Below are 13,921 nucleotides of genomic sequence, written 5' to 3'. Positions count from 1 at the left end.
CTGCCCAGCCGGGCCGTCTCCGCCGGGCCCAGGGCGGCGGCCTGCCGGTCCAGCCCGACCAGGAACTGCGCCAGCAGCGCCGCCGACCCCTCCCGGGCGGAGAACCCCCGGCCCAACAGGTCACGCAGCCGCTGCGGGGGCAGCGGCAGCAGCGACACCGGGAAGTCGACGCCGACGCCGGAGATCCGGGGCTCCGGCTCCGTGGCCGTCGAACCGCCGAAGGCCTGAAGGTCGTACGGGTGGGAGCTGTCGACCAGGTGCAGGTCCCCCGGTCGGAGCGTCTCCGTGCGGCCCGCGCCCCGGGTCAGCGTCATGGTGCCCTGCTGCAGGAACGACAGGTGGTAGACGCCCTCGTCGGAGCGCCGCACCATGCGCTCCGTCCGCCGGAACCGCACCGACGGGAACGACGTCCCGAGCAGGCTCACCTCTCCCAGCTCGGAGCGCCTCAGCTCCGCCCGGAAGTCATCGGCGTGGGCACTGGTCGCCTCACACGCCCTGGTCCGCTCCAGCAGCTCCCGCCAGCAGTCGAACCGCTCCCGCGCGGGCACGTCCTCGCCGCGGAACACGGCGGGTCCCGTCCCTCCAGTCACCCTCGCCCCTTCAGGCTGCTCCCCCCTCCATCGGTTCCGTCGATTCCGTCGACGAGCGGTCGGATCACCCGGCCGGGGGCGGGACCTTGTCGAGCGACACCGTCGGCTCCCCAGCCGCCACCTCGCCGCCCGCCGCCGGCTCGTCCGGCACCGCCGGCTCGTCCTGCTCGATCCGGCTCAGCAGCCGGGCGACGGCGTCGGTGCGCTCGCGCAGCACCACCACGTGCTCCGCCCGGTCGGGCTGCGCCTCCGCCTCGACGTGCCGCACCGGGATGCCGCGTCGGCGGGCGGTCGCGATCAGGCTCTCCCGGGCCTGGCCCACGATGACCAGCGAGGCGGCGGCGAAGCAGCCCGCTTCCAGGGTGCGCTGACGGCCGAGCAGACCGCGGTGGACGATCTGGGCCGGTACGGTCAGCTCGTCCAGCCGCTGGTCGACCGAGCCGCGTTCGAGCGCCGCGAGGACGACGGTGGCCAGCGCCTCCCCCGCCTTGGTGACGGCCCACTTGCGGCCGGGCACCGGCGGGAGGAACTCGCGGATCCGGTCCACGTCCTGTTCCAGGGCACTGGTCGTCAGCACCTCGAAGGCGTTGCGGGTGCGGATCTCCACGACCTTGTCCCACTCGACCTCCTCGCCGTCGAAGCCGGCCCGCACCGGCCCCAGGTGCACCGCGCCGTAGCCGTCGAGGAGTCCGAGCAGCTTGTGCGCCACGGCCGGTGTCCGCGGGTGACGGCCGATCAGCGTGCCAAGCGACAGCTTCCACGGCTCGGTGGCCGGCACCTCCGGCGGGGCGACCGAGCTCAGCGCCGCCAGCGCCCACCGCCCACCCGCCGCCGAGCGGCCACCGCGCAGCACCGCCTGCCGCCCGGCCTCCCCCAGCTCGGCCGCCGCCCCCACCAGCCGCCCCAGACCGCCCGCCCACGCGCCCCTGCCCACCCGCCCGCCCTCTCCTCGCCTCGGCAAACCCACAGGCCGGACATGGTACGACTGCCCCGCCGGGTGGCAGCGGGCGCCTCCCTGGTCAGCGGCCGGTCTCAGGGGGCCGGTGTCACGGGGCCGGTGTCACGGGGGCGGCCTCGGGAGGTGGCCTCAGGAGGTGGTCCGGACCGGGAAGCCGGTGGCGCGGCCCTGGGCCTTCAGCCAGCCGAGCACCTGGCCGAGCGCCTCCACGGTCTGCTGCCGGTCGCCGCCGCCGTCGTGGAACAGCACGGTCGGGCCGTTGGGGACCTCCTTCTTGACCGTCTCGACGATGGCGGCCGTGCCGGGCTTCTCGAAGTCCTTGGAGTCGACGTTCCAGCCGAGCGGGCGCATCCCGTTCGCCGCGGCGATCCGCCGGCTGTCGGGGGTGAACGAGCCGCCGGGGGCCCGGTAGTACTGCACCGCTCCGGGGCTGCCCGCGGCGTCCTCGATCATCTTCTTCGCGTCCAGGATCTCCTTCTCCTGGTAGGCGACGGGCTTCTTGTCCATCGTGGTGTCGTGGTGCACGGTGTGGTCGCAGAGCCGGTGACCGGCCGCCAGCACCTGCTTCACCAGCTCGGGGTGGGCCTTGGCCTGCGGCCCGATCATGCAGAACGTCGCCTTCACCCCGTACCGCTTGAGCACGTCGAGCACCTTCGGGGTCCACACCGGGTCGGGACCGTCGTCGATGGTGATGTTCACGGCATTGCCCCCGGCCTCGGAGGCGTGGGCGATGCCCTCCGGCACACCCCCCTGCTGCGCGGCGCCGCCGGAGCCCTGCGAACCGTCGTGGTTGTCGGTGGCCGGCTCCTGCTCGTGCGCGGCGTTCTGCTTGGGCGCGGCGAACGACCCGGTGACCGGCGGAACAGCCCAGGCGGCCACCGCCACCACCACGACCCCCGCGGCCAGCGCCACCCGCGACCTGCCGCCCAGCTTCGCCATGCCCGCCTTGACGTCCATCTACCGTCACTCCCCCGATCGCACCTGCGTGTTCTCCGAGGTCCATGACGTGAATCGAACACGATGGGTTCCCTCGGTTCGAAGCGAGTGCGGGGCCCGCCGGGGTGGGGTCTCGTCGTCCGTCCGGCCGATCCATCGGACCGGCCTCCGTGCCGGGCGGGGGTTTTCGGCCCGGAACCGCTCCCGGGCCGGGAGGCAGACCATTACCTTCCGGTAACCGACCCATCGGCGAACGATCTGTGAAAATCGGAGATCGATCGCCATCCGGAGCTATATCCACGGAGCGCTCCGATGGTTGTGACGCAATGCCCGGAGCAGGGACTTTCAATCCATTCGAGCCGATGACGACGCAAAACATATCGACGGAGGCTGATTTCTGATCCCGTCTGTGCGACCTGACCTAGCTTCACCTACGATCCGACTGGTGAACGCTCAACGACCTGACGTCAGTCCAGGTCAAGCCACCAGAATGACACAGCGAGCTACTCCGGAGTAACGAACAAAGATGTTCTCCTCCGCGAACCCCGCTTCTCCCAGGCCATTCCCTGAGGTGACGTCATGATCGGGTGCGGTGGATCACTCACCCACGAGTCGGGCGGACCCTCCGGCAATGTAGGTCGACCAGACGGGAACTTCCTTGCATTTCAACATCCTTGGCCCACTGACAGCGGTCCACCACGGTGAAAACGTGCCACTGGGCGGGATCCGGCAACGGACCGCCCTGGCATTCCTCGTGTTGCACGCCAACACCCCGGTCAGCACGACGCGCCTGGTCTCGGCGCTCTGGGAGACGGACGTGCCCGCCACCGCCCGCAAGATCCTGCAGAACGCCGTCTCCGGGCTGCGGCGGATCCGCGCCGGGCGCGAGCCCCGCGACAGCGCCCCGATCGACCTGCGTACCGAGCCGCGGGGCTACGTCCTCCACCTGGCTCCGGGGCACGTCGACTACGGCCGCCACCGGGAACTGGCGCGTCGCGCCGAGCGGGAGCTCGCCGACCGCGCCTGGGCGACCGCCTCCGCCACCCTGCGGGAATCCCTGTCCCTGTGGCGCGGGGACGCCCTGGCCGACCTCGCCGAGGCGGGCGTCGACTGGCCCGAGCTGGCGGCCCTGCGCGAGGCGCGCTGGAACGCCCTGGAGGACCGGGTGGTGGCCGACCTGATGCTGGGTCGCCACCGCGAGGTGCTCGCCGAGCTGAGCGCCGCCACGACCACCACCCCGGCCCGCGAACGGCTGTGCCGGCTGCTCATGGTCGCGCTGTACCGCAGCGGGCGCCAGGCGGACGCCCTGGAGGTCTACCGGCGCGCCAAGTCCGCCCTCGCGGAGCGGGGCCGCACGGCTCCCGGCCCCCGGTCGCGGGCGCTGGAACAGGCCGTCCTCAGCCACTCGCCCGTGTTGGACGAGGCCGACGCCGTCCTGCGGCTGGCCGCATGACGACCGGCGGCCACCCCGACGAGCTGCGGTTCAACGTGCTGGGACCACTGGAGGTCTTGCGGCACAACACACCCCAGCCCCTCAGCGGCATCAACCAACGCGCCGTACTCGGCTACCTCCTGCTGCGCCACAACCAGGTGACGGCCACCAGCCAGCTCATCTCCGCGCTGTGGGACGGCCCGACGCCCCCCTCGGCCCGCAAGATGGTGCAGAACGCGGTCTGGCAGCTGCGGAACCTGCTCCTCGCCGACACCCGGCGGCCCGCGCCGGACGCGCCGGCGCTGCTCTCCCGCGCCCCCGGATACGTCCTGGAGGTCGAGCCCCGGGCGATCGACCTGCACCGCTTCCAGGAACTGGTGGCGGCAGGCCGGACGCGGATGCGCGAGGGCGCGGTGGCTGCGGCCTCCCAGAGCTGGCGCGAGGCCCTGGACCTGTGGCGCGGGGACGCCCTGGCCGACCTCGCCGAGGCCGGGATCGGCCTGGCCTGGCCCGAGCTGACGGCGGCCGGGACGGCACGGCTGGACGTCCTGGAGGAGCACTTCGACGCCGAACTCGCCCTGGGGCAGCACCTGGCGGTGCTTCCGGAGCTCCAGGAGCTCAGCCGGGCGCACCCGCGCCGCGAAGGACTGGCGGGACAGCTGATGCTGGCCCTGCACCGCAGCGGCCGGCAGTCCGACGCGCTCGGCGTCTACCACTCCGTCCGGGCCCACCTGGCCGAGGAGTTGGGCCTGGACCCGGGGCGCGAGCTGCAGAACGTCCAACAGGCGATCCTCACCGACGACCCGGCGCTGGAGTACACCCCCCTGCCCGGCAGCGTCCGGATCCGGCCCCCGGCCCAGTGCCCGCCGTCGCAGGCCCGGACCGTACCACCGGTACCGGCGGACGCGACGGGGACCGGGAGCAGGACCGGGGGCAGGACGGGGACCGGGACGGGAACGGCGGGAGCAACGGGCGCCGCGGGGGCGGCCGATGCGCCGACCGGCGCCGAGGACTTCACCCAGGAGCGCCGGGAGGTCACCGTCGTCCTGATCAACGCGTCCGTCCCGGCCGGACACCCGGGCGCGGATCCGGAGCGCCTGGACACGGTGATGACGGCGCTGCACGAGATCGTGCGCTCCGAGGCGCAGCGGTTCGGCGGCACCCTGTCGGCGCGGATCGGCTCCTCCTGGCTCGTCGTCTTCGGCGCCCGGCACATCCGCAGCAACGAGGCGATGCGGGCGGTGCTGATGGCGCTCGCCGTCCGGCACCGGGTGCGGTTCAAGCACGCGGCGGCCGAACGGCTGGTCCTGCGGGCGGCCATCGACACCGGCGAGGCGCTGGTCCGGTTCTGCCCGGAGGCGCCCGGATCGCTCGCCGTGACCGGCGCGGCCCTGGACCGGCCGCTGTCCCTGCTGCCGCTCGTGCCGCACGACCAGATCTGGGTCAGCGAGTCGGCCAGGGAGCAGACCGACAACTGGATCGACTACCGGCGCGCCTCCGTCCACTCGACGATCTGGGAGGTCGCCGGGCTGCGGTCCAACGGCGTGCGCGACGAGGGGTTCCCCACCCTGGAGCGGGCCGAGGGGCTCGACGCCATGACGGGCCTGCTCGCCGCCGGACCGGGCGATCCGCGCGTGGTGCTCGTCGTCGGTGAGGCCGGTATGGGCAAGAGCGCGATGCTCCACGCGTTCGAGCGCCTGACCGCCCGGTCCGATCCGGCGGCGCGGCCGCTGCTGGCGCACCTCGTGCCGTGCGCCGTCGACGAGAGCCCGTTGCGGTTCGTGGCCGCGGAGCTCTCGGCGGCCTGCGGCATCCGCCCCGACGACCTGCCGGGCACCGCCCGGACCAGGCTGTGGGAGACGGTCGAGCGGGTGGCCGAGAGCCCCGCCGAGGCACGGCACCTGTTCGAGCACCTGGTCGTCCCGATCGGGCACGTGCCGGACCACGAGCGGACCGCCGGGGCGGAGGAGGTGATCGCGGCCTGGCACACCCTGCTGGAGCGGCTGGCCGCCGAACGCACGGTGATCATGCTGGTGGACGACCTCCACTCGGCGGACGAGCGCCTGCTCGACGCCGTCGGCCGGCTGGTCGCCGCACCCGGCCGGTCCCGGCTGATGGTGGTCGCCACGGCGCGCCCGGAGCTGTTCGCCCGGCGGCCGGACTGGCGTGACACCGCGGGGGCGCTGACGACCGTCACACTGGCGCCGCTGTCCGATGCCGCCGTCGCCCGGTTGGCGAGGACGGTGATCACCGCGCAGCGCCCGGCGGCCACGCCGCCCGGGTTGGTGCGCGAGCTGGTCGAGTCGGTGACCGCCCTGGCCGGCGGGAACCCGTTGTTCGTGACGGAGTTCGTCCGGCTGGCACTGCGCCGGCTCGACACCGCCGAGCCGGCGCCCCGCTCCCCCACCCTGGGCGAGGTGCCGTCGGCCGTGCACCGGGTGGTCGCGGCCCGGCTGGACGCCCTGCCGGCGAACCTCAAGGCGGTGCTCCAGGACGCGGCGCTGCTCGGCGACGGCATCCGGCCGGACGCGGTCGCGGCGCTGCGGCGCGAGCGGACGGACGAGGTGAACGGCGCGCTGGACACGCTCGCCCGGCTCGGCATCCTGGGGCCCGCGCCCGCCGACGCCGACGGCACCAGCCGCTTCGCGTTCCGGCAGCCGCTGCTGTGCGAGGTCGCGTACGCGCGGATCCCGCAGGGTCGGCAGGTCGCGAAGCGGGCCGCGCTGGCGGGCCGGGACGGCTACCCGGAGGTCCCGGACCGGCCGCGCCCGGTGGCGCCCGAACTGCTGCGGCTGCGGGCGGCCATGCGGCGGCTCTGCGAGTGAGCGGGCGCTCGGCGCCCCGGTTCGGGCCCCGGCCCGGGCCGGGGTGCCGAGCTCGTCGCCCGGACGGGTGGCCCGGTGGACGGGGCCGGTCCGGCAGCGGGCTGGCCGGAACGGCGGCGGGTCAGCGGCCGGCGACGATCACCCGCCCGGGGTCGGGCTCCTCGGCGTAGAGCAGCTCGACGGCCGCGCCACGCCGCTCCACCACCACCCGCTGGTTGAGGTAGCCCTTGTCGGTGAGTTCGCCGCCGTCCATGCTCGGTGGTTCGGCGACCAGCACCAGCCGTTCGACCCGGGAGGCCGAGCCCGCCCCCGCGTTGAGGCCCGCCAGGCCCCCGGCCAGGTGGCGGCGCAGCCCCTCGTCGTGGAACAGTTCGGCGGCGTCGGCGGCCCGGGTGCCCAGCAGGTCGTTGGCCCGGTCCAGGGCCAGCCAGCCGATCGCCGTCACGCAGGGCCGGTCGCTGCCGACCAGGACGGCGTCGGACAGCACCCCGACGGCCGATAGCAGCGCGTTGCGCAGTCGACCGGACTGCACCCAGGTGCCGTTGCCGAGCTTGAAGTTCTCGGCGATCCGGCCGTCGAACCGCAGCCCGCGGCGGGGGTCGCCGTCCGGGTCGAGGAGCCGGGCGGCGTCGCCGGTGCGGTAGTACCCCTCCTCGTCGAGCATCTCGCCGAGCTCTGCGCCGACATAGCCCGGGGTCAACGAGGCTCCCCGTACGCGCAGTTCGACGGCTCCGCCGTGCGGCACCAGTTTCAGCTCGACGCCCGGCAGCGGTATCCCGATGCCCTCGCCGACGCCGCCGTACGTGGAGGTGGCGGCCGGCCCGGTCTCGGTCGCACCCCACGAGGACACCAGATCGATCTCCCGGCCGGTCGCCTTGCGGGCCAGGGCGCGCAGCCGCTCCCGCAGGGCGTCGGGCAGGTCGGCGCCCGCGTAGACGAGGACCCGTGCCCGCGACAGGACCCGCTCGGCCAGCGGCGGGTCGTTCTCCAGCCGCTGGGCGAGCAGGGCGTACCCGGCCGGCACATTGACGCAGACCGTGGGGGGCAGCTGCCGCAGGGCCTCGACGGTGCGGCCGAACCGGCCGGGTGCCGGCGATCCGTCGTCGATGTACAGGGTGCCGCCGTTGGCCAGGGCCAGGTGCAGGTTGTGGTTGCCGCCGAAGGTGTGGCTCCACGGCAGCCAGTCGGTGAGCACCGGCGGCTCGGTACCGAGGAAGGGCCAGATCTGCCGGATCATCTGCTGGTTGGCGCACAGCATCCCGTGGGTGTTGAGCACGCCCTTGGGGGTGCCGGTCGAGCCCGAGCTGAACAGGATCTTCGCCACCGTGTCCGGGGTCAGGGCCTCGTGGGCCCGCCGGACGGCCCCGGTGACCGGCGTGCCGCGGAGCGCCTCGACCGTCAGGTCCGCCGGGCCGGGCCGGCGGGAGACGACCGTCACGGGCGCTTCACCGGCGGTGCCGGCCCGGGCGTCGGCGGTGCTCCGGACGGCGTCCAGGGCGGCCCGGAACGTCTCGCCGTCCTCGGCGAACACCAGCCCCGGGCAGACCAGTTCGGTGAACGCCCGCAGTCGGCCGTGGTCGGCGCTGCGCAGCGAGTAGGCCGCGCTGACCGGCACGACCGGGACCCCGGTGAGGTAGCCGGCGAGGGTGAGCCGCAGGTGGTCCAGGGAGTTGCCGGACAGCAGCAGCACCGGGCTGCGGGGGCCGAGCCCGCGGTCCAGGTAGGCCTGGCCCAGCGCGGCGGCCGCCTCGGCCGCTGCGCCGTAGGTGAGGCTCCGCCAGCCGTCGCCGTCCCGCTCCGCGGCCAGGACCGCGTCGGGGTGGCGGGCCGCCCGGTCCAGCAGGGTGTCGGCGAGCGTCGGCGGGTACTCCCCCAGCTCCTCGGCGACCCGCAGGAGCCAGCTGCCGTCCGCCCGCCGCCGGCCGATCACCCGGGCCTCGGCAGCCACCGCCGGGCTCACCTGGCCCCCTGCGGCTGCTCGGTCCCGCGGGTGTGCGGCTCGACGGCGCGGCGCAGGTGGCCCGACTGGATCAGCACGGCCACCCGCTCGATGTCGACGTCCATCGGCCGGTCGCCCTCCAGGAACGCGCAGACCGCGCGCACCTCGTCGTACGCGGCCCGGCTCGGCGGGCTGAGCACCTCCAGGCCTCGCAGGTCGGCCGCCTGGCACAGGGATATCAGGTGGATGGCGGCGATCCGCTGGACCAGTTCGACCACCGACCGGGCGTCGCGGGCGGCGATGGTGCCCATGCTGACCTTGTCCTGGTTGTGCGCCTCGGTCGAGCGGGAGAACGAGGCGGCCGGCATCGTCCACTTGAGCGCCTCGGCGGCCAGCGAGGAGGCGGTGATCTGCATGCCCTTGAAGCCGTGGAAGAGCCCGGCCTCGAAGTCCTCCGGCCCGAGCACCGGGATGAGGTTCGGGGTCAGGCCGTTGTTGAACTTCTCGTCGACGACGAGGGCGAGCTGGCGGTCCAGCAGGTCGCCGACGCCGGCCACGGACGTCTTCAGGGCGTCCATCGCCTGGGCGACGTGGCCGCCGTAGAAGTTGCCGCCGCTGCCCACGGAGCCGGTGGCGACGTCGAACAGCGGGTTGTCGTTGGCCGAGTTGACCTCGACGGACAGCAGCCGGTGGGCCCAGTCGGCGGTGTCCCGCAGCACGCCGGTGACGTGCGGCGCGCAGCGGATGGAGTAGCGGTCCTGGACCGGCCGCTCCAGCTCGGCGAAGTCGGCGTCGGGGTGGAGGAGGCCCAGGTCGGTGCCGGTGTCGTCACGGAGGATCGCCCGGACGGTGGCGGCGCTGTCCAGCATGCCGTCGAACGGCTTGGCCTCGAACAGGAAGGCGGCGAAGTGCCCCGGGTTGCCGAGCAGGACCTGGCTGGTGAGCGCGGTGCACAGGTCCGCCGTGAAGGCCAGCTCCCGGGCGTCGTGCAGGGCGAGGACGGCGAATCCGGACATGAACGACGTGCCGTTGACCAGGGCCAGCCCTTCCTTGGCCTCCAGCGTGAACGGGGTGAGGCCGGCGTCCGCGAGGGCCTCGGCGGCGGGCTTGGAGCGCCCCTGGTGGGTGACCGTTCCCTCCCCGGTGAGCGCGGCCGCGAGGTAGCTCAGCGGCACCAGGTCGCCGCTGGCGCCGACCGAGCCGCGCTCCGGAATCTGCGGCAGGATGTCCGCGTTGAGCAGGTCGATCAGTGCCGAGACCAGCTCGGGCCGCACCCCGGAGACGCCGCGGGCCAGGCAGTTGGCGCGGACCGCCATGGTGGCGCGGACGACGTCGGCGCGCGCCTTGGGGCCGGTGCCCGTGGACAGGAAGCGGATCAGGTTCTCCTGGAGCAGCGCGGTCTTGCGCTTGGAGACGTGCCGGGTGCTGCTGTCGCCGAACCCGGAGGTCACCCCGTAGATCGGGGTGCCGGAGTCGAGCAGCCGGTGCTTGAGCGCGTTGGAGGCGGCGATCGCCTCGGCCGCCCCGGCGGCCAGGGTGACGAGTCGGCCGGACGGGTTCCGGGCGATGGAGACGATGTCCTCCACGGCCAGCGCGTGGCCGTCCAGCGGTACTTCGAGCAGGCGGGTACCCGGATCGCGGGTGATGAGCATGACTGTCCTCTTTCTTGCCGTACTGCGGTGGGAACGGGGGCCGGTGTTCACTGCGGCGGGAAGTAACCGGTCCTCGTGAAGAAGGCGTGGTAGGTACGGAACAGCTCCCGGGTCGGCGCGGGCCGGACGACCCCGGTGTCCGCCAGCGCGGCGTCGGTCAGCGAGCTGTCGATGGGCAGGTAGACGTCGGTGGCCCGGTCGCCGGAGACCGCCTCGAAGGACTCCAGCAGCGGCAGGAGCGCGTTGTCCGGGTCGGCGGTGACCCGCTCGCGCCAGGCCGCGGGCTCCAGTTCGACCAACTCGCGTCCGAAGGAGCGCAGATGGCCGACGATCTCGGCGAACGTCACCGGGGCGCGGCCCGACAGGTGGAAGGTGCGGCCCACCGCGTCCGGGCGCCGGGTGAGGGCGAGCACGGCGGCGCTGACGTAGTCCACCGGCACCAGCTGGAAGCCACCACCGAGACCGGTCGGAACGGCACCGGCCTGGAGCAAGCCCTTGATGCTCAGCCAGACGAAGTCCCGGGTCTGGCAGGCGCCGTTGCGCTGGTCGCCGGAGACCAGGTCGACCCGGTGGACGGTCACCGGCAGCCCGCGCTCGCGGGCCAGGCCGACGACCTGCTCGGCCACCCACTTGCTCCGGGTGTAGCCGGTCCGCAGCTCCTCCGGCGGCCCGGTGGGGTCCTCCGGGCGCAGCGGCACCCCGGCCTCCACCGCCTGGGCGAACACCCCGGTGGTGGACAGGTAGTGCAGCGGCACGCTGCGGTGCCGGGCCGCCAGGCGCAGCAGTTCCGTCGTCCCGCCGACGTTGGCCGCCCGCAGCGCGGAGTACGGCTGGAGCCAGTTGACCTGGGCGGCCGCGTGGACGACCAGGTCGACCGAGCGGGCCAGGCCGTCGAACACCTCGGCGCCCAGACCGAGCAGCGGCCCGGCCAGGTCTCCGGCCAGCACGTCCAGCCGGTCCGGGTCGATGTCGTCCAGGAGCCCGTACCAGCGCAGGTTCTCGGTCAGCCGTTCCCGCGCGTCCGCCACGTCGGCCCCCCGGACCAGGCAGCGCACCAACGCGTCCGTGTCGCGCATCAGATCGCGCAGCAGGAACGCGCCGACGAAGCCGGTGGCCCCGGTCAGCAGCACCTCGCGCGGGCGCTCGGCGGCCGTCACGACCTCGGCGGCGGGCCGGATGTCCTCGGGCAGGACGGCGTCCTCGGCGAGACGGGGCCCCGTGGCGCCCGCCTGCACCGGCCGGTCCGGCGTGCCGCCCGCCTCCTCGGGCAGCAGCTCGGCCAGGATCCGCTCGGCGAGAGACCGCGCGGTGGGGTGGTCGAAGACCAGGGTGGGCGGCAACCGCAGGCCGGTGGCGGCATCGAGCTGGTTGCGCAGCTGGACCGAGCTGAGCGAGTCGAAGCCCAGCTCCGGCAGCGGTGCGTCGTCCCGGACGGCCGACGGCGCGTCCAGGCCCAGCAGGGTGGCGATACGGCCGCGCACCAGGTCCAGTACCCGGGCCCGCCGGTCGGCGGCCGGCAGCGCGGCCAACTCGTCGACCGGCACCGCCGCACCGCCGTCCTCCTCCGGCCCGCGCCGGTCGCCCCGCTTGGCCAGGGCGCGCAGCAGCGGCGGTACGGGGGCCTGCCGTCGCACCACGTCCAGATCCAGTGGGCAGGCGACCAGCAGGGGCTCGCCGCTCACGACGGCCGTGTCCAGCAGCGCCATGCCGCGCGCGGCCGGGATCGCCCCGAAGCCCTCGCGGGCCACCCGGCGCAGATCGGCCGAGGCGGCCATGCCCGCGCCGTCGAGGTCCCACGGCCCCCAGGCCACCGAGACGGCGGGCCGTCCGACGGCGGCGCGCCGCTGGGCCAGAGCGTCCAGCGCCGCGTTGGCGGCCGCGTAGTTGGCCTGCCCGGGGCCGCCGAAGACGCCCGCGACCGAGGAGAACAGGACGAACGCCGTCAGCTCGTGCTCCCGGGTCAGCTCGTCCAGGTGCCGGGCCGCGTCCGCCTTGGCCCGCAGCACCGTCGCCAGACGCCGCGCGTCGAGCGCGGTGAAGGCGCCGTCGTCGAGCGCCCCGGCAGCGTGCACCACCGCGCGCAGCGGCCGGTCGGCGGGCAATCCGGCGAGCAGCGCCGCCAGGGCCGCCCGGTCACCGACGTCACAGGACGCGACCTCGGCGCGGGCGCCGAGCGCGGCCAGCTCTTCGACCAGCCGGGCCGCGCCGGGCGCGTTCGGGCCGCTGCGGCTGGTCAGCACCAGGTCCCGTACGCCGTGCTCGGCGGCCAGGTGACGGGCGATCACGGCGCCGAGCGCGCCGGTGCCGCCGGTGATCAGCACCGTGCCCTCGGAGGGCCAGCCGGCGATGCCGGGGGCTCCGGCTGGTGTGGCGGCGGCTCCTCCTGCGGGGACGGCGGGTGCGGCGACCGGGGTCGCCGGGGCCAGCCTCGGCACCAGCACGCGGTCGGCGCGCAGGGCGAGCTGGGGGAGGCCGGCGGCGGCGACGGCGGCCAGCAGGGACGGCGGCAGGAAGGGATTCGGGGAGTCGGCCGGGGCCTGGTTCGTGTCCGGGGTGCCGGCCGGGTCGGCGTCCACCAGGACGAACCGGCCCGGGTGCTCGGACTGGGCGGACCGCAGCAGGCCCCAGACGGCGGCCGCCTCCGACGGCTCCTCCCCGTCCACCGACACCGCGCCCCGGGTCACCACGACCAGCGGCGGTCCCTCGGACCGGGCGGCGAGGGCCCGCTGAGCGGCGCTCAGCACGTCGTGCAGCGGGAGCCCGTCGGTGACGTACTCGACGTCCGGGGCCTCTGCTCCGGCGGCGGGCAGCACCACCGGCGACCAGGCGATGCGGTACAGGTCGTCGGCCGGGCGCACCGAGGGAACGTCCCCGCAGGTCAGCGCGTCCACGGTGGCGACCACCAGCCCGGCCCGGTCCGTGAGCACCAGGCCGGGACCGTCGGCGGGGACCGCCGCCCGCACCCGGCCGGTGCCGCTGCGGTGGACGCGGACACCGTGCCAGCAGCGGACGTCCCGGCCGCCGATCGCGGCGGCCAGCAGCCCGGGATGAAGGACGTAGCGCTCGGCCTCGTCGTCGGCGACCACGAGGTCCGGGCCGGCGGGGGTGGCTGAGGCGGCGGCTCCGGAGACGGGCCCGGCCGCCGGGCTGAGCAGGCCGTGGGCGCACCGGGCCCAGGCGGCGGCCTCACCGGCGCGGGCGTGGATGCGCACCGCGCGGCGGCCGTCGGCACCGGGCGGGTCTACGACGACCAGCAGGTGGGCGGCGGCACCGCGCTCCGGCGCCACGGCCGCGTCGATCACCAGCTCGTCCACGGCGGTGCAGTCGACCTCGTCGGCGGCGCGCAGTGCCAGCTCGACCCAGACCCCGGTGGGCGGCAGGTCGCCGACCAGCCGGCCGGTGAGCGTGACGCGGCCGCTCTCCGGGTCCTCGACCACCGAGGTGAGGAGCGGGTGGCCGGTGGCGGAGCGATCGGTACCACTCTGCCGACCGCGCCAGTAGTGGTGGTGGTCGAAGGCGTACGTGGGCAGGTCGACGGGCCGTGCACCCCGCCCGGTGAAGAACCCCGACCAGTCGACCGGAACACCGG

8 protein-coding genes are annotated in these 13,921 nt (G+C 74.8%); 2 read left to right on the top strand and 6 right to left on the bottom strand.

The window, feature by feature from the left end:
• From ACZ7BZ_RS37795 to ACZ7BZ_RS37785, 3 genes are all read right to left on the bottom strand, one after another.
• Positions 1–590: AraC-like ligand-binding domain-containing protein (locus ACZ7BZ_RS37795; RefSeq protein ID WP_470362338.1), on the bottom strand; the 590-nt coding region annotated here is incomplete at its 3' end.
• Positions 591–654: 64 nt separating this feature from the next.
• A complete protein-coding gene (locus tag ACZ7BZ_RS37790) occupies positions 655–1,524 on the bottom strand; it encodes a hypothetical protein (protein ID WP_470362337.1) in 870 nt (289 codons plus the stop codon).
• Positions 1,525–1,677: 153 nt separating this feature from the next.
• Positions 1,678–2,505: a polysaccharide deacetylase family protein gene (locus ACZ7BZ_RS37785; protein WP_470362336.1), complete on the bottom strand. Its 828-nt coding sequence runs from the start codon at positions 2,503–2,505 to the stop codon at positions 1,678–1,680.
• 688 nt (positions 2,506–3,193) lie between these two features.
• On the opposite strand from ACZ7BZ_RS37785, the gene ACZ7BZ_RS37780 reads away from it, so the two are divergent.
• Complete coding sequence (locus ACZ7BZ_RS37780) at positions 3,194–3,937, top strand: AfsR/SARP family transcriptional regulator (RefSeq protein ID WP_470362335.1); 744 nt, start codon at positions 3,194–3,196, stop codon at positions 3,935–3,937.
• Positions 3,934–6,741: a BTAD domain-containing putative transcriptional regulator gene (locus tag ACZ7BZ_RS37775; protein WP_470362334.1), complete on the top strand. Its 2,808-nt coding sequence runs from the start codon at positions 3,934–3,936 to the stop codon at positions 6,739–6,741. The genes ACZ7BZ_RS37780 and ACZ7BZ_RS37775 overlap by 4 nt, the downstream gene beginning before the upstream one ends.
• Positions 6,742–6,862: 121 nt before the next feature.
• On the opposite strand, the gene ACZ7BZ_RS37770 is transcribed toward ACZ7BZ_RS37775, so the two are convergent.
• The 3 genes from ACZ7BZ_RS37770 to ACZ7BZ_RS37760 all read right to left on the bottom strand — a co-directional run.
• Positions 6,863–8,689, bottom strand: a complete 1,827-nt coding sequence (locus tag ACZ7BZ_RS37770; RefSeq protein ID WP_470362333.1) for an AMP-binding protein — start codon at positions 8,687–8,689, stop codon at positions 6,863–6,865.
• Positions 8,690–8,697: 8 nt separating this feature from the next.
• Positions 8,698–10,332 carry an HAL/PAL/TAL family ammonia-lyase gene (locus tag ACZ7BZ_RS37765; RefSeq protein ID WP_470362332.1) on the bottom strand — a complete coding sequence of 545 codons (1,635 nt, stop codon included), beginning with the start codon at positions 10,330–10,332 and terminating at the stop codon, positions 8,698–8,700.
• Between the two features lie 47 nt (positions 10,333–10,379).
• The coding region (locus ACZ7BZ_RS37760) for a thioester reductase domain-containing protein (RefSeq protein ID WP_470362331.1) at positions 10,380–13,921 on the bottom strand (3,542 nt) is incomplete at its 5' end.

It is taken from the genome of Kitasatospora sp. NPDC036934 (assembly GCF_055608425.1).
The sequence above is the reverse complement of the archived record's forward strand: the minus strand, read 5'-3'. Positions and strand labels throughout refer to the sequence as shown.

Bases quoted from the DNA above. Each gene is read 5' to 3' on its own strand.
- ACZ7BZ_RS37765 (WP_470362332.1), bottom strand. From the start codon at position 10,332: ATGCTCATCACCCGCGATCCGGGTACCCGCCTGCTCGAAGTACCGCTG.
- ACZ7BZ_RS37775 (WP_470362334.1), top strand. From the start codon at position 3,934: ATGACGACCGGCGGCCACCCCGACGAGCTGCGGTTCAACGTGCTGGGA.
- ACZ7BZ_RS37785 (WP_470362336.1), bottom strand. From the start codon at position 2,505: ATGGACGTCAAGGCGGGCATGGCGAAGCTGGGCGGCAGGTCGCGGGTG.